Raw genomic sequence first — 22,104 nt, 5'->3', positions numbered from 1 at the left:
GAAAAGCTGATCAGATCTCTTTCAGATCAGCGGCTTTCATCCATCCCTCACTGCCATTGGCCAGCCTTACCCGCAGCCATTGTTGCTTGTCTTCAAGAACAGTAACCTTTACCCCTTCGTGTATCAGCAACAGGTCACGCGCTGTTTCTGCAGGTGCGCTCTTCACATATACGGGACTATTGAATACAATCGCATGTTTCTGGTCAAAATAGCTGATCTGCTGGCTGAGCATAAAAATGGCACAAAAACCCAGCGCAAAGAAAGTTACCGCAATAAAAAATGAAGGCTTCTTAATGGTTATGCGATGAGCAAAAAAGTAAACTATCAGAAAAGCAGAGGCTGCCAGCAACAGGACTACACCGCATACAGCAAAAACATTGGCTGAAAAGCTAAGATACACAGATGTCCACCATCTGCTCAGGAAAAACTCAGGGAGCTCCTCTATTTTATCACGGGTTTTGGAATTGGCCAGCCTGATATTCGCATTGATATCTTCATCATTGGGCGAAAGCCGGTGCGCCCTTTCATAATACAGCAATGCGGAGGGAAGATCACCCAGTTTATAATTGGCATTGCCCATATTGAAATATACTGCCGCAGAATGTTCTCCAGCTGCAATAATCTTTTGATAACTGTTCAGCGCCTGCTGGTACTGTGCTTTTGCATATAAGGCATTGGCCCGTGTAAACAGATCCTCTGACTGCTCATTAGCTGACGAGCACAGGGGCAGTAAAATCACTGTCCATAAACACAAAACCGGTATGATATTTTTAAATCTCATCTTCAATACGGTTAATAATTGTTTTGGCTTTCTCCAGTACCTCCTGCTCAGACATCGAGGTTACCGGGGAATAACGCGCCATCTCGCAGATATCCAGTGTTTCCAGCAGCTGAGCGACCAGATTCTGATCAATCATTCTGTTGTTTAAAGCGGAGGATATCGTTTCCCTGTTCAGGTCGGCCATAGATATATTCAGCTTGTCGCTCAGATATCCATATAAGCCCTTAAATATCGCCTCGTAAAATTCATTACGGTTGCCCAGCAGTTTTTCTGCAATTGCCAGATGCCGCGCTGCAACTTTTCCGGCCTTACGGCTTTTCACCTTTACTACATCACTGTTGTTTCTGCGCTCCCGGTTTCTATAGATAAAGGCGGCAACACAGGCCAGGGGTCCCGCAGCAAGCAGCAGGAAATACCAGGGAGAGCTATAAAAACCTTCCCCTTTGCGGCTCAGTCCGGGCTCTCCGGTTTTGATATACCTGATGTCTTTATCCAGCACTTTTACATCTTCCTTATTGACGGCAGAAAATGCAGTGACATTACTTTCGGCAGTGCCCCTGTTCACTTTGATACTGAATGTTTTGCCCGGCAGTACCACATATCTGCCTGTTGAGGGATTGAAATACGAAAACTTTAAAGGATCTATTTTAAAATCTCCCTGGTGCCGGGGAATAACAAGAAAAGTATATAACCTGCTGCCAGAAACGCCCTTTGTACTTTCTGTAACCGTATCCGTGATTTTTGGATCGTACTTTTCAAAATCGGGCGGAAAGTTCACATTCAGGTCCTTCAGCAGTTTGATATTGCCAGAGCCAGAAACCTTAACCTTGTAGGTAAGCGATTCGTTGGCTTTCAGCTCGGTTTTATCCACATCAGTGCTCATAATGAAATTACCTACAGCGCCGGTAAAGCCTGCCGGCTTACCATTTTCCGGCAGTGGTTTTACATGGATCACCAGCGGCGGGCTTTTCACAGCATACTTCACATCCTTATAAGAGCCAAAAAACTGGTCCATAATATCCCTGGCAGGTGCAGTTACCCGGGCAATAAAAGTCATTTCAAATGGGTCGATCGTGATATTTCCCGAATGTTCTGCGAACAAAATGCTTTGCCTTACATCGGCAACATTATACTTCTGTCCCTTATAGGTTTCCACACGCCACTGCGCCTGCTGCTGATTGTCTTTTACTTCCTGGCTCCAAAACCCCGTCAGATCAGGTAGTTTATCAAGCCTGCTGTCCACAATCCCCACCCTGGTATATAGCCTGTAAGTGAGGACGATTTGCTGGCCCTGATATACAGTGGTTTGATCGGCAACAGCGCGGATAAAAAGCGATTTGGAAAGATCCGCAGGAGCTTCTTCAGCAATGCTGTTATCCGGCGCATTCTGTGCCTGATTATTTTGCTGCACCGGCTGCCCTTTTACCACCGTCATGCGGATAGGACTGGTCTGCAGGCGGCGGCCGTTGACCACCATACTTGCCGTACCAATCGTTATTGTACCCTCCTTCACAGCAGCAAGGATATAGCTGTAAGCATTGCTCACTGTAGTATTCCCGTTGATGGAAGTAATACTGTTGGATACATTGGGGCCTGAAAGTACCTGGAATCCATTAAAGTCTGGCGGCGTGAAACGGTCTCCATTGCCATTTACAGAAAACGTTACTTCAAACTGCTCTCCTGTACCTACCTGTGTTGAACTCACGGATGCTGTAAACCGCGCGTCCTGCGCAAACAAAAAGTTTGTGCAAAGGAGCAGCAGCAGTGTGATATAATATCGGGTCTTCATTCTTTTATACATTACAGCGGTTACCAGTCTTTAGCGACGCGTACTTTTTCCCCTTTAAACTTCTTGTTCTTCAGTTTATCCTGGGTCTGCTTCTCATTATTGTTCATCGCATCCAGCATTCGCTGTGCATCTTCTTTTGATAACTGTCCCGGCTGTGGTTTAGGTTCCTGGCCCTGATCCTTTTTGCCAGGGTCTTTATTGTCCTTGGGCTGGTCCTTTTTATCCTTGTCTTTATCCTTGTCTTTATCCTTATTCTCTTTGTTGTCCTTATTGTCTTTGTTATCCTTATTGTCTTTGTTGTCTTTGTTTTTCTGATCTTTATTGTCCTTCTTATCTTTATTCTGTTGCTTTTTCAACATCTCCTGTGCGTAAGCAAGATTGTAGCGCGTTTCTTCATCCTTCGGATTATTCAGCAAAGCCTTTTTATAGGCCGCAATTCCTTCTTCCAGCTTTTTGTCATTCAGATATGAATTGCCAAGATTATGATAAGCCTGCGCTTTTACTGCTTTGCTTTGATTTGCACCTTCAGCAATCTGTGTAAACTGCCCGCGTGCATCTGCAAATTTCTTTTGTTTATACAGGGCATCACCCAGGTTAAAATTACCTTCCAGTGGCTGGCCTTTCTGAGGCTCCTGATTTTTCTGCGCCACCGATTTGCGGTAATTAGCTTCGGCCTCGGCATAGTTCTGCTGTTTATACAGATCATTACCTTTTTTAATATAACGCTTCCCCTGCTGAGCAAAAAGCAACGGCCCCTGTAATAAAAATAATAATATGATCACTAAATACTTCATGTTCCTTTTTAACGTAATAATGTGTTTTTCAAAGTATTCATCCTCGTTTAAAGACTATCTGCTTTTACCCGTATTGATCCTGTTCTGCGTGGGCCCTGTCCCTGCCGCCGGTGTAGGTGATTTTACTTCAAATAACCTCACGTTGCTTAACCTCAAACTTTTACGGTTAGAGATAAAGAACTCCACGATCAGCAAAAGAAATGCAAGGCCGAGAAAGAACTGAAAGCGGTCTTCATAATCTTTATAGTTCCTGGAATCTACCGTTTTACGCTGCACCCTGGCAATCTGGTCCATCACAATGCCCATTCCGCTGTTTGCATTCGTAGCCCTTACGTATGCTCCTTTTCCGGCAATGGCAACTTCTTTGCCCATCTCTTCATTCAGCTTGCTTACCACCGGTTTTCCAAGGCTATCTGTGTGGAAGCCTGTTTCTTTACCATTTTCATAAACAGGTACCGGTGCACCTTCCAGCGAACCGATACCGATCACATTGATCATCACGTCCTTATCCGCAGCACTTTTTGCAGCGGCCACAGCATCATCTTCGTGGTTTTCACCATCTGTGATTACGATCATCGCTTTACCGGTACCATTCTTGAAATCAAAAGAACGCATGCCCAGATCGATTGCGGCACCTATTGCTGTACCCTGCGTGGGCACCATATCGGTAGTGATGGTGTTCAAAAATAATTTTGCGGCGGAATAGTCGGTAGTAACAGGCAGCTGAACATAGGCTTCGCCCGCAAAAACGATGATACCGATACGGTCGTTGTGCAAATTATCGATCAGTTGTGCGATAGACCGCTTTGCATTTTCGAGCCTGCTTGGTGCAATGTCCTTCGCCAGCATGCTGTTAGAAACATCCAGCAAAATCATCAGGTCTGCGCTTTTTTGTTTTACTTCTTCCAGTTTGGAGCCCATCCGCGGATCTGCAATGCCTACTACCAGCATGGCATAAGCAACAGCAAACAGGATAAACTTGATCCATGGCCTGGAGAAAGATACCTCAGGGATAATCAAATCCACCACTTTCCTGTCGCCCAACCGCGCTACAGCCTTCTTCTTCCAGCTGCTTACCGCGTAAAACAGTGCCGCCAGTAAGGGGACAGCTGCCAGTCCCCACAAAAATTCTATATGTGCAAAACGTAGCATCTTGTTATGTTAAAGCCCCTTTGAGCAAAGTATTTTTAAGTATAAACTCGATTAATAATAACCACAGAGCAATGATCGCAAAGGGCAGAAAGCTTTCTGTTTTTTCGTGGTACTGCGTGACGTCTATCTTAGCTTTTTCCAGCTGGTCGATCTGCTCATAAATGCTCTTCAGCTTTTCATTGTCTGTTGCCCTGAAATATTTTCCTCCGGTAACCCGGGCAATCTTCGTCAGTGTCCCTTCATCCACGTCGACCGGCATATTCTGGTACCGCACGCCCATTGAGGTTTGCACCGGGTAAGGAGCATAGCCCCTTGTACCGATTCCCACGGTATACACCCGCACATTAAACTGTTTGGCAATCTCTGCGGCGGTTACGGGCGGAATAGAACCTGCATTATTGGAACCATCTGTCAGCAGGATCACCACCTTGCTTTTGGCTTCACTGTCCTTTAACCGGTTTACGGCCGTTGCCAGTCCCATGCCGATTGCAGTACCATCATCCACCATACCATTTTTGATGGCGCCAAACAAGTTAACCAGCACATCATGATCAATCGTCAGCGGGCATTGCGTAAAGGCTTCGCCGCTAAAGATCACCAGCCCGATCCGGTCATCAGGACGGTCTTTGATAAAATCAATTGCGATATTTTTTCCGGCTTCCAGCCTGTTGGGCTTAAAATCCTCGGCCAGCATACTGCCTGAAATATCAGAAGCGATCACAATATCAATACCCTGGGTAGTAGAATTCTGCCAGCTCAATGCCGATTGCGGTCGCGCCAATGCAATAATCAGCGCCAGCAAGGCCAGGGACCTCAGGATAATCCCCAGGTGCCGGAGGCGTGGGACAATACTTTTCACCGGCAGGGCAAAACCTTTTACAGCAGATACGCTCAGGCTTCCCTGTAATTTCTGTTCCCGCCAGATGTACCAGGCCACCGTTGCCGGAATCAGCAGCAGCAGCCAGAAAAATCCCGGGTTTGCAAATTCTATCTCACTAAACACCTATACCTCCGGTTTTATGTTCTCCTGGTTGATTTGACTGATCATTACCAGGTTGATCTGTCACTTTACGGCTTAAATACTGTTCATTCAGCGGAACGCCCGGGGCTTCTGTCACCATTTTTCTTGTACTGGATACAAACAATACGGCATCCTCAATACTGCGTTCATTCTCTATTGCAACTGGTTTTTCCTTTGCAAATTTCACGAGATCGGCCAAAGTTAAAAGCTGCTGAAGCATGCTCCTGTTTTCAGTGGTGATATCAGCATGCCTTAAACCGGCAAGAATTTCATCAGTTGTTTTTTCCAGCGCTTTAATCGCATATCGTTTTTCAAGATATTCACGCATCACATCACTCAGCTCGCTGTAATATTCTTTTACACGTTCCTGCTGCCAGAGTTTTTTATCTTTCAGCGCTGTAAGCTGATTCAGCGCTATCGTATGTGGCGGCAAAACAGGTACGATCAGCTCCCTCAGAGGCTGAGTTTTTTTTTGTCTGATCCAATAATATATACCTGCTGCAATCAGCACTACAGCCAGCAAAGGGAACAGTACCAGTTGCCAGTTGTCCCTCATCCAGTCGCCAAAAGTATAAGACACTGCCAGCGGTTGCTTAATATCGAAAATACTTTTAGTAGTATCTACCTTTACAGATTGTACTACCAGGTTCAGCGCGCTGCTTTTCAGCGAACCTGTTTTCCCGCGGAATTCAAATGCAGGAATAGTGTATGTACCGGCATCGAAACCTGTGATGATGAAGCTTTTAGTTACCGTAATCTTTTCGGGATCATTCTGGTCGCGAATGGTATCCTGCTTACCGCTGCTGATCACCTGCAGCTTTCCTCCGCTCAGCGTATCCGCAAGAGCCGGAAAAACAAACTGGTCCTTTGCCAGCTGGTAAACCGTCAGATGCAGTTTGGTCTGATCCCCTATGCGGATCGCAGACTGGTCAAGCTTTGAGATCGCCTGCGCTAGCGCTCCTGTGGTAAAACAGGACAGGCAGAGCAGTAAACCCAGGATATAATGAATAAAAGGCTTGGTCATATCGTTTGTTAACGTTTGCGTTCCCGCTTTTTAAATAATGTTCTTAATGGCGTAATATAAGATTCATGTGTGCCAATTGACGTAAAGTCTACTCCCGATTTACTAAAAACATCCTTTAAGCCTGCATTTCTTTTCAGTGCCTCTGCTTTAAAGGCGATCCTCACGGCTCTATCGCCTGTATTGATCCAGGAGATCAAACCGGATTCCTCATCTTTTACCGGGATCAGTCCAAGGTCAGGGAACTCCTCCTCGGTTTTATCGTATAAGCGCAGAGCGATGACATCGTGTTTTTTATTGGCCAGTTTAAGCTGCTGTTCAAAGCTGGGGCTCATAAAATCCGACAGGATAAATGCTGTACACTTTTTTTTGATCGCACTGGTAAAATATCGCAATGCCTCGGCTACATCAGTTCCTTTGCTTTGCGGCTTAAAATCGATCAGCTCCCTGATGATCATGAGGATATGGCTTCGGCCCTTTTTAGGTGGTATAAACTTTTCGACACGGTCACTAAAGAAGATTACTCCCACCTTATCATTGTTCTGTATCGCCGAAAAAGCAAGTACCGCACATAGCTCCGTTGCAAGGTCCTGTTTCTGCTGGTTCTGTGTACCAAAGTTTTCAGAAGCACTCACATCCATCAGCAACATCACTGTAAGCTCCCTTTCCTCGTCAAAAACCTTCACATAAGGATGATTAAAACGCGCCGTCACATTCCAGTCGATCGTTCTGATTTCGTCCCCTGCCTGGTACTCACGCACTTCATTGAAGGCCATACCTCTTCCCTTAAAGGCAGAATGGTACTCGCCCGAAAACAGGTGGTTGCTCAGTCCGCGGGTTTTAATCTCAATCTTCCGTACTTTCTTCAGCAGCTCTTTGGTGTCTCTTGCCATAATCCAGAGGTGATTCCAGGTTAATTTAAAATGATAATACTGAATAATTCAGCCCCAACGCTTTAAGGTACTTCTACAGCGTTTAATATCCCTGTAATGATATCTTCAGTGGTCATATTTTCTGCTTCAGCCTCATAAGTTAAGCCTATACGGTGCCTGAGGACATCATGACAAATTGCTCTTACATCTTCAGGGATCACATATCCCCTCCTTTTGATAAAAGCGTAAGCCTTTGATGCCAGTGCCAGGTTGATACTTGCTCTTGGCGAAGCCCCAAAACTGATCAGGTTTTTATAATTATCCAGTTTATACTGATCCGGGAAGCGCGTGGCAAACACAATATCAATTATATACTGTTCAATCTTTTCATCCATATACACTTCTTTCACTACTTTACGAGCCCGGATGATATCATCAGGATGTACTATAGCGTTAGGCTTTAACATTCCGCCAGGGGCAATATTTGCTCTTACAATTCTTTTTTCATCTTCCTTAGTAGGATAGCCGATCACCACTTTAAGCATAAAGCGGTCAACCTGAGCTTCCGGCAGCGGGTAAGTTCCCTCCTGTTCGATCGGGTTCTGGGTAGCCAGTACCAGGAAGGGCGTTGGCAGAGGAAAGGTCTGGTCACCAATCGTTACCTGTCTTTCCTGCATGGCTTCAAGCAGCGCGCTCTGCACCTTTGCCGGCGCACGGTTGATCTCATCAGCAAGGATAAAATTTGAAAATACAGGTCCCTGTCTCACCACAAATTCTTCTTTTTTCTGATTGTAGATCATCGTACCGATCAAATCCGCCGGTAAAAGATCGGGAGTGAACTGAATACGGCTGAAATCAGCTTGTATCGCTTTGGCCAGCGTATTGATCGCCAGGGTTTTCGCCAAACCCGGAACACCTTCCAGCAAAATATGTCCATCAGCAAGTAAACCAATCAGGAGGCGTTCTACCATATATTTCTGACCAACGATCACCTTATCCATCTCCATTTTCAGAAGGTCAACAAAGGCACTTTCACGCTGAATCATTTCATTGATAGCCCTGATATCTGTCGAATACGATGAATTAGCAGATATAGCATCCGATGACTGATGCTCCGTATTACTCTTTAATTCTTCCATTAATCCTTTAATTTTTTAGATAGGCAAACTTAATCAGTATATCCATTTTTCACCAAAAAAATATCAGATATAAATGTTAAAAAGTGTTAAAATTTGTCTCATTCAGCCCTTCTCATTGTCACTTTCGCACCGCAAAAAGCAATATTCAGCGCGATATATTTATCATACCTTAAAAAATCTTGTATGAGTTCGACAAACAAAACCACTAAAATCATTTATTGGGTAAGCACGGGTATCCTGGCTGCTTTCACTTTACCCGGCATTTTTTTCATGAACAGCAAAGAGGCACTGGATGGAACTGCACATCTCGGACTTCCTTTATGGTTTCACTATGAAGTAAGTGTCGGCAAGTTTATCGGCGCAGTAATACTGATCCTTCCCTTGTTTCCAAAAAGGATTAAAGAATGGGCTTATGTTGCTTTTGGTATTGATTTTCTCTCCGCAGTGATCGCTCACCTTGCTGTCGACGGGATGGCGTCCATGTGGTATTTTCCACTGGTATTTTTTGTCATTCTGCTCATATCCTATGTGACGTATCATCAACTGCAGGAGGCAAAACTCTGATCGTATGACGGGCAGTCCGGTCAGCAAAGCGAAGTCTCAAATATGTTACAATAAAAGAAGGCTGATCATATTATATTTATCATTAGAACTTTAACCAAATATCAGATCACCGCAATCTTTTTGCGAACCAATTTACCTGTATGACAGAACCTACTCCCCAAATTGTGGCCGTTGTAAACGAGACCGCCAATCCAGCACCATTAGGACTTTGTGCTTTCGGAATGACTACAGTGCTGCTGAACATTCATAATGCCGGTTTTTTTGAAATGAACTCGATGATCCTGGCCATGGGCATTTTTTACGGCGGACTGGCCCAGGTGATCGCCGGAATTATCGAAGCAAAGAAGAACAATACTTTCGGCCTTACTGCTTTTACCTCTTACGGTTTCTTCTGGCTTTCGCTGGTTGGACTGATCGTAATGCCGAAACTGGGCTGGGCAGCCCCAACAACTGCCGGAGCGATGGCTGCATATCTAAGCATCTGGGGTGTTTTCACATTCCTGCTGTTCTTCGGTACACTCAGGTTAAACCGCGCACTTCAATTTGTGTTCGGCTCTCTCACCATCCTGTTCTTCTTATTGGTTGCAGGTAAAGTAACAGGTAATCCTGCAATTGACCATCTGGCCGGATACGAAGGAATTATCTGCGGCGCCTCAGCAATTTACACTGGCATCGCTAATGTGCTGAATGAGGTCTACGGCCGCGTAGTGCTGCCGATAGGGCCGGTAAAATCTACTGTAGGATAAAAACAATGACACATTTGGTATGATGACGCCAGATCAGTTGAAACCTAAAAATATTGATGAATACATAGCTGCTTTCCCGAAGGAAACTCAGGTACTGCTGAGCAGCCTGAGAAAGACCATTGGGGAAGCAGCTCCTGAAGCTGAAGAAGCCATCAGTTACCTGATGCCTACCTATAAACTGAAGGGAAACCTCGTCCATTTTGCAGGTTATCAGCATCACATCGGCTTTTACCCCGGATCAGGTATGACAGATCATTTCAAAGAAGAACTGTCCGGGTACAAAACGGGCAAAGGCTCTGTGCAATTCCCTATCGGTATGCCCATGCCATTAGACCTTGTTAAGGAAATTGTCAGGTTCAGGGTGAAGGAAAATCTGGCAAAAGCCAAAAAGAAATAATTATTTAATGTCCCACCATTTGAGCGGAAACTCCAGCTTATCAACCGAACCAACGATCAGGTCTGGTTTAAATGCATATTTCCCCAGACGTTCCTTACTGGCAATCCCTGAAAGCACCAGAATGGTTTTGTAACCCATTTGAACACCACCCTGGATATCGGTCTCCATCGTGTCGCCGATTACGGTTGTACCTGCTGTTTCCAGTCCTAAAAACTTCCGTGCAGAACGCATCATAACAGGGCTGGGCTTTCCGATTACAAATGCTTTCACCCCACTCGCCTCTTCGATCATCGCCGTGGTTGCGGCAATACCCAGATTGTTCCATCCCGGTTTCTTTGGAGAGGGGTCCCTGTTGGTGGTGATAAATTTTGCACCCGCCAGAATCATGTCCACAGCACGCTGCACCATTTCCAGCGTGAAGTTCCTGCCTTCGCCCAAGACAACAAACTCCGGATCAGTATCTACGAGCGTGATTCCATTCTCATGCAGGCTGGTAAGTAAGCCTCCTTCACCCAGTACATAAGCTGTTCCGCTATGCCCCTGGTCGCCCAGAAATTTACCTGTGGCCATTGCGCTGGTGTACACATGTTCTTTGGTAACCTCGATACCTAGCCGTTTCAGCTTTCTGGTCACTTCCAGGCTGGTACGCTGGCTGTTATTTGTCATGAAAGCGAAAGGGATATCTTCTTTAATTAACTTTGCTATAAAAGTATCAGCACCCTGGATCAGTGTCTCGCCATTGTAAATGACACCATCCATATCTATCAATAGTCCTTGTTGCATAATTCGTTGTTATAATTAAAGGGAGCGTTACATTTGACTGATGCACGAATATAATCGTTGTGTACTCCTTTTCATAAAGAAAGGACATTAATTTTATCTTCTGTCCAGTCTAACTGAGGCTTGAATTCTTCTTGTCTTCCTGGCTCTTGCTTCGCTCTGTGCAGGCAGTCGGGAAGATCTTCTCTACAGACGGCCTGAATTATGTGGCAGTAGTCACATAGAGTTATCACTTAATTTGCTTATTTTGACAAAAATAATCTGTAAACAACGATATTTATAGTTTATTACAAGGAGTGAAGCAATGATGATGAAAAATACAAATCTATTCCTTTCGGTCATGATCGTTTTTTTTATGATTACTGCCTGCAGTACCAACCCGAAACCTGCAGTCGACGCCAGTTCACTATCGGCTGACAGCCTGCCTGCGCAACAGCCAGACTCCAATATATCAGATCCGGCAGATACCGCCACCACAAAGGTCTCTACTTTTGCAATAAAGGCTTCAGCCAGGAATTTAATGAACATGGTCTTAGGACAGCTTGCACAGGAAAATGCGCAAAATGAGAGAGTTAAAAAGTTTGGTGTCCTCCTGATTAAAGAACACACAAAATCAGGAAAGAAATTGATGGACATTACTGCAGACAAACATATTATGGTCCCAGCTGAAATACCCGCCCGGATGCAGTTGCGCATAAACGAGCTCAGCAAATTGAAAGGTGCTGAATTTGACAGGCGATATATGATCATTGCGGCAGACAATCAGCAAAAAGACATCAACCTCTTTGAAAAGGCAGCAAAAGATTTGAAAGACAGCGCTTTTAATGCTTTTATCGTCAAAACGCTTCCTGCATTAAAAATGCAGCTTGATTCTGCAAAATCCATCAAAAACGAATTATAATATTACACAGAAATATCAGTGATGCAAAAATGACCCTGGTACGATTCAGTGAATTTATCGAATTCAAAACATTTTAAGCGACTTACACATTATAGGATAAAGATGGTGATGATCCTCTCCTCTGCTATAAACCAATTACCATGAAAAACCCAATGAGCTTTGTCCTGCCTGCAATAATAGGTATTGCTGCACAGGCCTGTTCACTTCCGAAATATGATGCCGGAAGCTATGTTCCAGCATCCAACACCTCAGGTGTATCCACCTCATCTACAGACCCTGTAAACTCGCGTCCTACAGACGGCACCACATTTACCGGTGCTACCCCAACAGGTGCCAACAGCGGAACTACCCCCTTCTCAGCTGGCCCGCCATCTATGGGTACAGCAAATTCTACATCAAGCGGTATATCCGGCGAGGATCTGGAAGCAGATGAGAGGAACAGGGAAAATACAAATTTCATCACTCAGGCCTCAGTCAGGCTCTTGTCTGTCATTGAACTGAGCGACCTGGCGACTAATAGTGCACAGAACGGGGCTGTAAAAAATCTGGCCTCCACAGTAGTCAGGGACTATGGAAAGGCGAATGATGAACTGAAAGATCTGGCAGTAGCTAAAGGCATTTCGCTACCGCAAAGCAATACTCCAGGCCTCAAAACATTATCTGCCTTGCCCGCAAATGATTTCGATCAGGCTTATTTAAAGATGATCGCACTGGAGCAGCAGAAAGCGCTGGCTCTTTTTAAACAGGCTTCTCAGTATACAGACCCCTCACTGAAAGCGTATGTGGGCAAATATGCACCGGCTTTGAGAAATCAGGAAAAACAGGCGGTCACTTTAGGCAGGAAGCTGAAGTAAAAGCGTATGAGTTGAGTAAATAATTCAGGATCATTTATTAATTTGCAGTATAACTATAAAACGATTTTCTCCCCAATCCCTTTTGTAATGAAGAATTGTCTTGTGCTGCTATTATTCCTGATGTCCTCATTTTGTTGCCTGGCACATGTTCATACTTCAGCACTAACCGACTTACATAGTCACAGTTTCCCTTCAAGTGATTCGCTGTTGCTTCACAACAAGACTATCTGTGTAGATCCTGGTCACGGAGGAACTGCAGCAACCGATCACTATCGCCAGGGCATCAACGGTGAGAGGGAAGAATGGATCAACCTGCGTGTAGCCTTGCTGCTGAAAAAAAAACTGGAAGCCAGAGGCGCCAAAGTAATCCTTACGCGTGATACCGATATTCTTGTGAAACTGGAAGAGCGTGCTGCAATTGCAGTTCAGCAGAAAGCCGATCTCCTGATTTCTATTCATCACAACGCAACGGCTGACACTGCTGTCAATTTCCCTATCATATATTTTCACGGCGCTGTTTCAGAGAACCTCGCGGGAGTTGCATTTGGAGAAGCCCTTGGCCTGGCTTTCGAGAAATATTTCTACCGCAGGCCAATCCCCAGGAGCCTGCTTTCAGACTATGTGATTTTTCCTTCAAAGGGATCATCTGTATTGCGTAACAGCTACGGCATTCCCGGTGTCCTTGCAGAAGCTTCATTCTTTACTAATCCGGGCGAAGAACAACGGTTGAAACAAGCTGCTTACAACGAGGCGGAAGCACAGGCATACCTGATGGGCATACAATCGTACTTTTTGCAAAAGCAAACAGAGGTCAGGCCTGAGAACATCTCTCTAAAGATCCCCCCTTTCCCTGTACTGGAGGAAGCCCAGCGAACAAACAGCATCGCACGGAACTGGCTGTCCGATTATAACGAAGGAAAAAAGCTGAGTTTGAAAAATGATACCCTTTCACTCAGATCTGCTTTTGAATTGTTCAAACGCTCAGCTACTTCATTTCCTGATTCTTATGTGTCAGCATACTGCCATGAGCAGATGGCGATACTGCTCAGAAAAATGAAAAAGTCGGATGCAGCAGCGACAGAAGAAAGGCGCACAGCGGAATTCTTTGTACCTGCAACCCCTAAATACAATACAAAATAATTTTGCAAGCTCCTGTTACTGTATCTTGTCAATCACTTCATTAATCTCATTTGGTGATAATTTAAAGCCAAAAGCTTATATTGTACTTGTCAGGTAAGCTCCCCGCTGCATCCTGCAATACCTGATCAGTACTCTCCCTGATTTGTTAAGCATGAACATTATAAGGCGTATCTGAGAACGGGATCTCAATGAACCAAGAATTAAGGCTAAACCAGATTCTTCCAGGGGGTTGCCAGGGGGTTGGTAGGGCTCTCGCAGGGTATCGTTAGGGTTAAAACACCTAACAAGCCGCTATCATCTACCTATCAGTCAGTTAGACGATACGAGTTTAACTTTTGTCAAAGTTTTATTTAAATTTGTTTCTCACAAAATCCTTTATTATCTTAGGTCTATCTTTTCATTAACCAAATATAAATCATGGCTAGATTAATACCTGGTGCTTTAGGCACCGTCATAGGCCGCGTAGGAAATATGGTTTTCTACGAACTGAACGGACAAATTATAGGTCGGAGAATTGGGGTGGTCGATAAATTTTCAGATGCTCAACTGGGCAATCAGATGGAATTTGGATTGGCGACCCTCCTGCTCAATCCCGTACAGAAGTTTATCCGGGCGGGATTCAGGACTACACCTAAAAAAGCGGGACATACATTTCATTCGGTAGCTTTTTCTCTCAATAAGAAAAATGCAATGTCGGGAAAATATCCGGATATCGCAATCGACTTTTCGCGGGTAGTCTTTTCAATGGGCAGTTTACCTCTTCCCGTCAGCGCAGAGGTGAAACTTGCTGATAACCGGCTGCAGTTTAGCTGGGATCCGAACCTTGAAAACGAAGAGAATGATCCTTCGGATCAGGTGATGCTGGTAGCATATTTCCCCACGACCTTCCAGGCACTTACCGTACAAAACGGATCACCGAGAACCGCAGCCAAACACGATATTCTTTTACCCTCCTTTAAAAAAAAGATGGTGATTGAAACATATATGGCCTTCATTTCCGAAGACCGCGAACGTGTATCATCAAGTATTTACCTGGGCCAGATCATCTGGGATAAACAATAAGTTATGGCTATTTTTAGAAAAACGGATCCCTTGTTCGGAGATGTAAAAGGTGTGATCGGCCCGGTAGTTGTAACAGAAACGCGCGGTGTAAACGTTCTTAAACTCAGGCCTGCAATCGATAGAAAAGCGCGCAGAAGAAAAAACAAGGGCAAGACTAAACCAGCTCAAAACCTTAAAATGGGTTTGATTTCAAGCTTTATAGCAGCGATTAAAGAATACACTGAAATCGGCTTTGGCAAAAATAGAAATGGCAAGGCAGAGTTTCCCCTGGCAGTGCAATATAATCTTGCACATGCTGTTGCTGGTTTGCACCCGAATTTTTCGATCAACTACCCTGAGGTTGTCATCAGCCAGGGCAACCGGGAAATGGCCTGGTCAAGTGCCATTACCTATGATGACAGTAAGTTCATCACCGTCAGCTGGGAAATACCAGATACTGCAAACATCAGAGAAATCGGAAATGATCTGGCTTACATACTGCTGTACGACGAGACCATACAAAAAACGCTCTATAGCGGCGAAAAAGTACCAAGGTCAGCTTTGTCTCTACGCACAGAGATTTACGATCGAAATTTTGGAAGTATTATCCACGCATACCTGTTTTTTGTCTCAGCCGATCAAAAAAGCAGGTCCAGGAGTGATTATGTTGGCTCGATAGTCATTCCCTTTCCAGATATCAACAAATAAGTTTACAAACAGAACTCAATCCATATCACCATGACATTACGCTTGTTAATAGTGCTGATCCCCTTATTTTTCATCATTTCCTGTACCAATGATCCTGGCAAAGAGCTAAAGTCTGACAGTACTGTTCAGCGCATTGACCTGAAAGGCACCTGGAAATTGATCTCCGGCACAAAACTGTCAAAAGGGCTTACCACACATACCGACTACACCAAGAACCAGCAGATGATCAAAATCATCAATGATACTCATTTCGCATTTCTGAAACACAACCTCCAGCCCGATGCAGAAGGAAAAAATAACTTCGACGCCGGAGGCGGAAAGTACGAATTAAAAGGAGATCAGTATACGGAACATCTGGAATACTACAATGACAGGAACTGGGAAGGCAAATCGTTCACATTTAAAGTGTACATCAAAAAAGATACCCTGGTACAGACAGGTATCGAGAAAATTGAAAGTGAAGGCATAGAGCAAACAATCACCGAAAAGTATTTGAGAACCGATCATTAAGATCTGATATACGTGTTAATTTTGCAGTGATAGGAGATTACAATCTGCCCTTTCTCCATTTTAGCAGCAAATACCACCATAAATTTTTAAGATAGATACCCTGATTCGATCTACGCTACTGAACAAAAAACCCTGCACGTTGTTATCTTCAAATAACAGTTAAAATAAATTCAATGAATCAATTCAGAATCGAAGTAGCAACAGATGGCCAGGCACATAATTTTAATATCCGCCCGCTGGAAAACAACAAGTATGATATTTATACAGACGAGGATAAAATAGGTTCAATTGAACTTGATGAAGATAACCATGAGCATTGCCTGGTATCTGACTGCGAGCTGGATTTGCCGCTGATCAATGCGATCAGGGAAGGCATACAGGCCTATCAGAAATCACATTAATTTATTCTGCAGGACAGCCTATCCGGCTATCCTGTCTACCCTCCTGCCGGCACTTTCGAAGTTTAATCGGCCCTCAGTGCATCAACAGGATTTGCCCGGGCTACTTTGAAACTTTGTATACTGACCGTCAGCAGCGCAATGAGCAACGATACTGATCCTGCGATAAGAAAAGGCCATACTGCAAGTTCAACTTTATAATCGTACTTTCGAAGCCAGTTGATCGCCAGCAGATAGGCAACAGGGTATGCAATGATGTTGGAGAGAATAACCAGTTTTATAAAGTCCCTGTTCAACAGCAGAAGAATACTTCGCAGGTCAGCACCCAGCACCTTTCTGATACTGATTTCCTTCCGGCGCTGCTCTGCCATATACAAGGCAAGTCCAAGTAATCCGAGACAGGAGATCAGGATTGCGAAAGCCCCAAATAAGTTGGACAATACGCCAAGTATCCTTTCGGTTTTAAGTTTACCTTCCATTCCAGCTGATATAAAAGCAATATTTACAGGATAGGCAGGATTGATTCGGGCGGCAATGTCCTGTATGGATTTGACCGAGGTACCAAGAGATTGTACGGGATTGAGCCTCAACAATATTTTGTGACTTTCCGCAATCTCATAGTGGAAGATTGTAGGCTGGGGTTTACTGGTAACGGTCATATTCTGATAATCCTGAATCACTCCTACAATTCTAATGTCTGAATTTCCCCATCTGATCTTTTGTCCGACAGGATTTTTCAATCCCTTTAACTTCAAAGCAGCCTCATTCAGCAGGATATCCGTGCCGGGATCCTCAGGATAAACTGGACTGAGATCTTTTCCCATGAGCATCTTTGCACCGACAGTTTTTGCGAAGTCATAACCAATGCTTCTGTAGTTTATGGAATAGACGTCCTTGATATTCTTTCCAGGCCAGGACAGGTCGCCTGTAATATTTCCACCGCCCGAGGTAAAATCATAGGAATATTCCGTAGCGGATACAATTGCTCCGGATTTAAATAATTCGGATTTCAACAGGGATAATTTACCCGGCTGAAGAAAGTTCCCCTCACGTTCGATCTGCACCAGATTATTCTGATCAAAACCCAGCGGTTTATTCCTGACAAACTGAATCTGGGAGTAGATCACAATCGCACAGATGATCATGCATATGGATAGGCTAAACTGGAATACAACCAGAATTTTGCGGACAGGCAATGAAGATCTTCCTATGCCGGTAAAGCCCTTCAAGACTTTCACCGGAGCAAAAGAGGACAGGTAAAACGCTGGATAGCTGCCTGCGAGGATGCCGGTAAACAGTACCAGACCCAACAGTGTAGCCCAGAATGGATATGACTGATAGCCAATCCGGATAGAGATATCGAGTAAGTTGTTAAAATATGGCAGAGCCAGTTCCAGCAAAGCAAAAGCGATTACCATTGCAAGGAAGGATAGTAAAAGTGATTCAATAAAAAACTGTCCCATTAGACTTTTACGGTCAGAACCCAGGGCCTTACGAACCCCAACTTCTTTGGCCCTTTTTTCTGACTGGGCCGTCGACAGGTTCATGTAGTTGATACTGGCGATCAGCAATACACAAAAAGCAAGGAAGACGAACAGCCTTACGGTATCAATGTTACCTCCGGCCGACTTGCCATTTTCAAAATGATCGTACAGGTGCAGGTCTGACATTGGAAACAGGAAAGCCTCCAGTATCGTTTGGGGATCCACTTTGCGGATCAGCTTCCTCATAGCCGCATCCGCATCCTGAAAGGATGTACCTGGTTTCAGTTTGAGAACAGTTCCGCAATTAATGGCACCCCAGCCGCTGTTTTTGATACCCGGGTTTTGCCGCTCCAGAAATGCCCAGCTTTGCAGCACATCAAACTGTATACTTTGATTTTTCGGCAGATCTTCGATCACCGCTGTGACCTTTAGCAGATCCCGGTTGTCCCATTTGATGGTTTGGCCTAATGGATTTTGACCGCCAAATAATTTACTGGCCGTACTCCGGGTAATCACCGCAGCATTTGGGGTACTCAAGGCAGTATTCGGATCACCCTGCAGAAAGTGATAATCCAGGATTTTTAGGAAAGAAGGATCAGCATTCAGTGCTTCCAGTTTAAATTTATTTTCAGCCCTGCTAAAAAGCATCTGACGTCCGTCACCCTGAAAACGCGCCGCAGCAGCAACTCCCGGAATGCTCTGCAATGCTGTTCCGGCAAGCAGGACAGGTACAGATTCGGTGGTAACAATTCCATCGTTCAACTTCAGGTTCACCTCCGCCAGATAGATATCTTCTACATCCTTAAACTGTTGATCGTAGCCCAGTTCATAATTCACATATAAGAGCAGCATCAGGCAACAGGAAAGCCCGATGGCAAGGCCACCAATATTGATCAGTGAAAACCCGGGTTTCTTCAGGATGTTCCTTAAGGCGATTTTAAAGTTGAGGTACAGCATAATGATATATTTGCTTCTGCGGGACGAAGAGCGTGCCAGTATAAAATACGTACCCAAAATACTATTTATCAGCGACTTAAATAGCCGTACTATAGCAGAATGTTCGTTAATGAACAGCGCCTGTGCAATAACGTACAGGTCTGGACAAGCTGAAAGCTATAGCTCTTGCGCCCTGTGCCAGTCCCACACCACTAAGTTCCAGTTCTCGATTCCGTCATAGTATGTACCGATGATCTCGAAACCCATACGCTGATGGGCTTTGAGCGAAGTCAGGTTCCTGACGGAGATTTCTGTAACACACAACTGGTAATTGCCGGGCACGCTATCCCTCGTTTGCTGGTAAAGCCTGCTGATCAGCCCCTGTCCCCGGAATTCTTTGTCAACACAAACCTGCCCTCCTATCACGAACTGATAATCCATTAATGGCTTACCATTGTATTTCCATTTTTCAAACTCTTCAAACATTGGGATCAGGCTTGGCAGTTCGTTCTTCATGTCACTTGTCATCGCAAGATTATAGCCCACTACCCGGTCTCCGCTGAGCGCGATGACCTGCGGAACTACGGCAGCCATTTTTTTCAGCAGTGCCTGGGTGTGACTGGCAAATACAAAACCGTTGTCCTGCTGCTGCCCGGCAGGAACCGAGCTGTAATGATTTTGTTGTTGTAAGCTAAGTATCTGATCAAAATGCGAGTCTGTGCTGGCATTGCTAAAAACTAGGGGTACCTTATCCTGATTCATTTCCATAAAGATTATACTGCCGGACATGCCCTGTGATGCTGAATTAATCACGCTATTGTGCAGGTTAAATTCCGGCAAGGCAAGTTAATGGTTTTAGCTTAAAACAATAAGGGCTCTTTCAGGGTTTTATCAGTTAAAATTGAACCTCAACAAAAGATTCCCGATTTGAAAGCTAAACATCTATTTTACCAAGGCCAATACCGCGAGGCAGAACTGAGCAGGAAATCCATATATAAGTTAGTACTACTGATGCTGATGATCAGCTTTAGCAGCTATACTTTCGGCCAGACACTGCCAGTTGATTCCATAAAAGCTGATTCGTTAGACAAAGTTGCAAAGAAAACTCAAATAGAAACGGACAGTATCAATAAACAATATGATATTTCTGATTTTATCCGGAAAATTGCCCATCCGAAAAGCAAGCCCAAAACCGGTAAGAAATCCGGTATTACTGTGATCCCCAATATTGCCTACAACCCGAGTATCGGTGCACAGATCGGAATCAAGGCCGTTGCAGGCAGAAAACTGGGCAGCGATCCCAATACACTGATGTCGGTAGCCTCAACATCTGCTTCCATCACCACAAAAGGCATTTTATATTTCTACATCAACCATAATGTATATACTCCCGGGAATAAATGGAACTTTCAGGGAAGCCTGGTGGCGGCAAAAACTGTGACGCCAGACTTTGGTTTAGGAATCGGTGAAGGTTCAGATGCCAGTGAAGCCGACCATGTGCTGAGCAATCCCGAGCGCAAGGGCTATGTTTATCACGCCCAGTACTACAGTTTCAGGGAAAAAGTATATAAACAGATTGATGAGCACCTGTTTGTGGGGGGAGGTGTATCATTTGATGTAAGGAGAAAAATTGAAGACAAGGTTTCTACAACTGATCTTACCCCTTACAATATTTATAATGACCGGTACGGCTTCGACCCGGATCATTATATGTCAAACGGACTGCTTTTTAACGTCCAGTACACCACACGCGACAACCAAAACCGCGCATATAAAGGCCTTTATGCCGATGTAGGCTTCAGGGGCAACCAGACCTGGATGGGCAGTACAAAAAATGCACTTCAATTTACATCTGATTTCAGAAAATACTGGAGTCTGTCCAGCAGCAATCCGGAGCATGTAATCGCTTTCTGGAACTGGGGCTCATACCTCATCAGCGGTGCAGTCCCCTATCTTGAACTGCCTGGAAGTGGTAAAGATCCAGGATTCAGAAGTGGACGCGGATATACTGTGGGTTACTTTAAAGGTACCAAGTATTCCTATTCTGAACTGGAATACCGCTTTCCGATTACCAAAAACAAGTTCCTGAGCGGGGTTACCTTCTTTAACATGCAAACCGCCAACGATAACCTGGGCACAAACCTTTTTGAAAAATGGCAGCCGGGCGGTGGTGGTGGTTTACGCGTATTGTTTAATAAAGCTACACGTACCAATCTGTGTTTGGATTATGCATTTGGAAATTACGGCAACAAAGGATTTTTCCTTGGCTTAAACGAAGCATTTTAAAAAAATGCAGCGTCTCTGTTGCTGATTTGATTTTTATTCAGCCCAAAGAACTGTATATTTCTGGCTTTTTAGAAGAAAACAACACATCAGCAGCATTTATGAGCGATTACAAATTGGAAGCGGCCGTAGCGGCAATGAAATATATCAAGACAGGACAAACCGTTGGTGTGGGTGCCGGAAGCACTATAGCAAACCTCATCAACCTGATTGCAGCAGAACCTGCACTGGCCTCTACACTCACGCTGGTTTCCTCATCTTTTACAACGGCAAAGCTGATCCTGGAAAAGGGCCTGAGACTTCAGTCGGCAAATACAATTAAAGAACTGGACCTTTATTTTGATGGTTGTGATCAGTTTGATGAGGAATTGAATGCTTTAAAAAGCGGTGGAGGAATTCATACGACTGAAAAGATTCTTGCAGCTATGGCCCATGAATTTATCCTCATCGGCGATGCAGGAAAGTTTTCAGCCCAACTGGACGTCACTTATCCATTGGTAATAGAAGTACTTCCCAATGCTTTGCCCTTTGTGATGAAGCACCTGAACATTAATTTCCCTGATGCCAGCTTAAACCTGCGCATGAGCAGCCAGAAAGACGGGGCATTAATTTCTGACCATGGCAACTATCTCGTTGACATTCATTTCGCTGCGCTTCTGCCCCTTGAGGAACTCAACACAAAGATTGCACTGATCCCGGGAGTTGTGGCGCATTCACTGTTTTACCGCATGGCCGCAATGGCTATCATCGCGGGACAGGACGGGGTAAAAATACTGACACCACAGCGTTAAGC

At 44.6% G+C, this 22,104-nt stretch carries 23 protein-coding genes; 12 read left to right on the top strand and 11 right to left on the bottom strand.

Going from position 1 to position 22,104, the window contains the following annotated elements; translation table 11 throughout:
* Nucleotides 1-10: 10 nt before the first annotated feature.
* The 8 genes from FN831_RS08485 to FN831_RS08450 form a co-directional block, all read right to left on the bottom strand.
* A complete protein-coding gene (locus FN831_RS08485; protein ID WP_142527794.1) occupies nt 11-781 on the bottom strand; it encodes an SH3 domain-containing protein in 771 nt (256 codons plus the stop codon).
* Nucleotides 771-2,570, bottom strand: a complete 1,800-nt coding sequence (locus FN831_RS08480) for a BatD family protein (RefSeq protein ID WP_142527793.1) — start codon at nt 2,568-2,570, stop codon at nt 771-773. Before FN831_RS08480 ends, FN831_RS08485 begins: the two co-directional genes overlap by 11 nt.
* Nucleotides 2,571-2,590: 20 nt before the next feature.
* Entirely contained in the window at nt 2,591-3,364 is a 774-nt protein-coding gene (locus FN831_RS08475; RefSeq protein WP_142527792.1) for a tetratricopeptide repeat protein, read from the bottom strand.
* A 54-nt stretch (nt 3,365-3,418) separates the two neighbouring features.
* A complete protein-coding gene (locus FN831_RS08470; RefSeq protein WP_142527791.1) occupies nt 3,419-4,516 on the bottom strand; it encodes a VWA domain-containing protein in 1,098 nt (365 codons plus the stop codon).
* Nucleotides 4,517-4,520: 4 nt separating this feature from the next.
* Nucleotides 4,521-5,519, bottom strand: coding sequence for a vWA domain-containing protein (locus FN831_RS08465; RefSeq protein WP_221931312.1), 999 nt, complete (start codon nt 5,517-5,519; stop codon nt 4,521-4,523).
* Complete coding sequence (locus FN831_RS08460) at nt 5,512-6,561, bottom strand: BatD family protein (RefSeq protein ID WP_185960426.1); 1,050 nt, start codon at nt 6,559-6,561, stop codon at nt 5,512-5,514. Before FN831_RS08460 ends, FN831_RS08465 begins: the two co-directional genes overlap by 8 nt.
* An 8-nt stretch (nt 6,562-6,569) precedes the next feature.
* Nucleotides 6,570-7,451, bottom strand: coding sequence for a DUF58 domain-containing protein (locus tag FN831_RS08455; RefSeq protein WP_142527790.1), 882 nt, complete (start codon nt 7,449-7,451; stop codon nt 6,570-6,572).
* Nucleotides 7,452-7,513: 62 nt separating this feature from the next.
* Nucleotides 7,514-8,569: an AAA family ATPase gene (locus tag FN831_RS08450; RefSeq protein WP_142527789.1), complete on the bottom strand. Its 1,056-nt coding sequence runs from the start codon at nt 8,567-8,569 to the stop codon at nt 7,514-7,516.
* A 183-nt stretch (nt 8,570-8,752) separates the two neighbouring features.
* Between FN831_RS08450 and FN831_RS08445 the strand changes: the two genes are divergently transcribed.
* The 3 genes from FN831_RS08445 to FN831_RS08435 all read left to right on the top strand — a co-directional run bounded on the left by FN831_RS08445 (nt 8,753) and on the right by FN831_RS08435 (nt 10,276).
* Nucleotides 8,753-9,133: a DoxX family protein gene (locus tag FN831_RS08445; RefSeq protein WP_142527788.1), complete on the top strand. Its 381-nt coding sequence runs from the start codon at nt 8,753-8,755 to the stop codon at nt 9,131-9,133.
* Between the two features lie 140 nt (nt 9,134-9,273).
* Nucleotides 9,274-9,879, top strand: coding sequence for an acetate uptake transporter (locus tag FN831_RS08440; protein ID WP_142527787.1), 606 nt, complete (start codon nt 9,274-9,276; stop codon nt 9,877-9,879).
* A 19-nt stretch (nt 9,880-9,898) separates the two neighbouring features.
* A complete protein-coding gene (locus FN831_RS08435) occupies nt 9,899-10,276 on the top strand; it encodes an iron chaperone (protein WP_142527786.1) in 378 nt (125 codons plus the stop codon).
* Here FN831_RS08435 and FN831_RS08430 read toward each other — a convergent pair whose 3' ends face one another.
* A complete protein-coding gene (locus FN831_RS08430; protein WP_142527785.1) occupies nt 10,277-11,059 on the bottom strand; it encodes an HAD-IIA family hydrolase in 783 nt (260 codons plus the stop codon).
* Nucleotides 11,060-11,396: 337 nt separating this feature from the next.
* Between FN831_RS08430 and FN831_RS08425 the strand changes: the two genes are divergently transcribed.
* From FN831_RS08425 to FN831_RS08395, 7 genes are all read left to right on the top strand, one after another.
* Nucleotides 11,397-11,957, top strand: a complete 561-nt coding sequence (locus FN831_RS08425) for a DUF4142 domain-containing protein (protein ID WP_185960425.1) — start codon at nt 11,397-11,399, stop codon at nt 11,955-11,957.
* 140 nt (nt 11,958-12,097) lie between these two features.
* On the top strand, nt 12,098-12,811 hold the full coding sequence (locus FN831_RS08420; RefSeq protein WP_142527783.1) for a DUF4142 domain-containing protein: 714 nt from the start codon (nt 12,098-12,100) through the stop codon (nt 12,809-12,811).
* 87 nt (nt 12,812-12,898) lie between these two features.
* Nucleotides 12,899-13,951 (top strand): N-acetylmuramoyl-L-alanine amidase family protein, encoded by a 1,053-nt coding sequence (locus FN831_RS08415; protein ID WP_142527782.1) that lies wholly within the window; start codon nt 12,899-12,901, stop codon nt 13,949-13,951.
* 417 nt (nt 13,952-14,368) lie between these two features.
* Nucleotides 14,369-15,013: a DUF6266 family protein gene (locus FN831_RS08410; RefSeq protein WP_142527781.1), complete on the top strand. Its 645-nt coding sequence runs from the start codon at nt 14,369-14,371 to the stop codon at nt 15,011-15,013.
* A gap of 3 nt (nt 15,014-15,016) precedes the next feature.
* Complete coding sequence (locus FN831_RS08405) at nt 15,017-15,700, top strand: DUF6266 family protein (RefSeq protein WP_142527780.1); 684 nt, start codon at nt 15,017-15,019, stop codon at nt 15,698-15,700.
* A gap of 30 nt (nt 15,701-15,730) precedes the next feature.
* Nucleotides 15,731-16,210, top strand: a complete 480-nt coding sequence (locus tag FN831_RS08400; protein WP_246101432.1) for a hypothetical protein — start codon at nt 15,731-15,733, stop codon at nt 16,208-16,210.
* 173 nt (nt 16,211-16,383) lie between these two features.
* On the top strand, nt 16,384-16,611 hold the full coding sequence (locus tag FN831_RS08395) for a hypothetical protein (protein ID WP_142527779.1): 228 nt from the start codon (nt 16,384-16,386) through the stop codon (nt 16,609-16,611).
* A 62-nt stretch (nt 16,612-16,673) separates the two neighbouring features.
* On the opposite strand, the gene FN831_RS08390 is transcribed toward FN831_RS08395, so the two are convergent.
* Together FN831_RS08390 and FN831_RS08385 are read right to left on the bottom strand one after the other, a co-directional pair.
* On the bottom strand, nt 16,674-19,106 hold the full coding sequence (locus FN831_RS08390) for an ABC transporter permease (RefSeq protein WP_142527778.1): 2,433 nt from the start codon (nt 19,104-19,106) through the stop codon (nt 16,674-16,676).
* Nucleotides 19,107-19,205: 99 nt separating this feature from the next.
* Nucleotides 19,206-19,790, bottom strand: a complete 585-nt coding sequence (locus FN831_RS08385) for a GNAT family N-acetyltransferase (protein WP_142527777.1) — start codon at nt 19,788-19,790, stop codon at nt 19,206-19,208.
* Nucleotides 19,791-19,955: 165 nt separating this feature from the next.
* On the opposite strand from FN831_RS08385, the gene FN831_RS08380 reads away from it, so the two are divergent.
* Together FN831_RS08380 and rpiA are read left to right on the top strand one after the other, a co-directional pair.
* Nucleotides 19,956-21,314: a BamA/TamA family outer membrane protein gene (locus FN831_RS08380; protein ID WP_246101431.1), complete on the top strand. Its 1,359-nt coding sequence runs from the start codon at nt 19,956-19,958 to the stop codon at nt 21,312-21,314.
* A gap of 98 nt (nt 21,315-21,412) precedes the next feature.
* On the top strand, nt 21,413-22,102 hold the full coding sequence (gene rpiA / locus FN831_RS08375) for a ribose 5-phosphate isomerase A (RefSeq protein ID WP_142527776.1): 690 nt from the start codon (nt 21,413-21,415) through the stop codon (nt 22,100-22,102).
* Nucleotides 22,103-22,104 lie beyond the last annotated feature (2 nt).

It is taken from the genome of Pedobacter westerhofensis (genome assembly GCF_900182595.1).
In the GTDB taxonomy this organism is placed as follows: Bacteria; Bacteroidota; Bacteroidia; order Sphingobacteriales; family Sphingobacteriaceae; genus Pedobacter; species Pedobacter westerhofensis.
The sequence above is the reverse complement of the archived record's forward strand: the minus strand, read 5'-3'. Positions and strand labels throughout refer to the sequence as shown.

Coding starts and splice junctions, on each gene's coding strand:
- FN831_RS08415 (WP_142527782.1), top strand. CDS start 12,899: ATGAAGAATTGTCTTGTGCTGCTATTATTCCTGATGTCCTCATTTTGT.
- FN831_RS08430 (WP_142527785.1), bottom strand. CDS start 11,059: ATGCAACAAGGACTATTGATAGATATGGATGGTGTCATTTACAATGGC.
- rpiA (WP_142527776.1), top strand. CDS start 21,413: ATGAGCGATTACAAATTGGAAGCGGCCGTAGCGGCAATGAAATATATC.
- FN831_RS08480 (WP_142527793.1), bottom strand. CDS start 2,570: ATGAAGACCCGATATTATATCACACTGCTGCTGCTCCTTTGCACAAAC.
- FN831_RS08400 (WP_246101432.1), top strand. CDS start 15,731: ATGACATTACGCTTGTTAATAGTGCTGATCCCCTTATTTTTCATCATT.
- FN831_RS08475 (WP_142527792.1), bottom strand. CDS start 3,364: ATGAAGTATTTAGTGATCATATTATTATTTTTATTACAGGGGCCGTTG.
- FN831_RS08470 (WP_142527791.1), bottom strand. CDS start 4,516: ATGCTACGTTTTGCACATATAGAATTTTTGTGGGGACTGGCAGCTGTC.
- FN831_RS08485 (WP_142527794.1), bottom strand. CDS start 781: ATGAGATTTAAAAATATCATACCGGTTTTGTGTTTATGGACAGTGATT.
- FN831_RS08385 (WP_142527777.1), bottom strand. CDS start 19,790: ATGAATCAGGATAAGGTACCCCTAGTTTTTAGCAATGCCAGCACAGAC.
- FN831_RS08450 (WP_142527789.1), bottom strand. CDS start 8,569: ATGGAAGAATTAAAGAGTAATACGGAGCATCAGTCATCGGATGCTATA.
- FN831_RS08410 (WP_142527781.1), top strand. CDS start 14,369: ATGGCTAGATTAATACCTGGTGCTTTAGGCACCGTCATAGGCCGCGTA.
- FN831_RS08395 (WP_142527779.1), top strand. CDS start 16,384: ATGAATCAATTCAGAATCGAAGTAGCAACAGATGGCCAGGCACATAAT.
- FN831_RS08420 (WP_142527783.1), top strand. CDS start 12,098: ATGAAAAACCCAATGAGCTTTGTCCTGCCTGCAATAATAGGTATTGCT.
- FN831_RS08460 (WP_185960426.1), bottom strand. CDS start 6,561: ATGACCAAGCCTTTTATTCATTATATCCTGGGTTTACTGCTCTGCCTG.
- FN831_RS08440 (WP_142527787.1), top strand. CDS start 9,274: ATGACAGAACCTACTCCCCAAATTGTGGCCGTTGTAAACGAGACCGCC.
- FN831_RS08435 (WP_142527786.1), top strand. CDS start 9,899: ATGATGACGCCAGATCAGTTGAAACCTAAAAATATTGATGAATACATA.
- FN831_RS08425 (WP_185960425.1), top strand. CDS start 11,397: ATGATCGTTTTTTTTATGATTACTGCCTGCAGTACCAACCCGAAACCT.
- FN831_RS08455 (WP_142527790.1), bottom strand. CDS start 7,451: ATGGCAAGAGACACCAAAGAGCTGCTGAAGAAAGTACGGAAGATTGAG.
- FN831_RS08445 (WP_142527788.1), top strand. CDS start 8,753: ATGAGTTCGACAAACAAAACCACTAAAATCATTTATTGGGTAAGCACG.
- FN831_RS08405 (WP_142527780.1), top strand. CDS start 15,017: ATGGCTATTTTTAGAAAAACGGATCCCTTGTTCGGAGATGTAAAAGGT.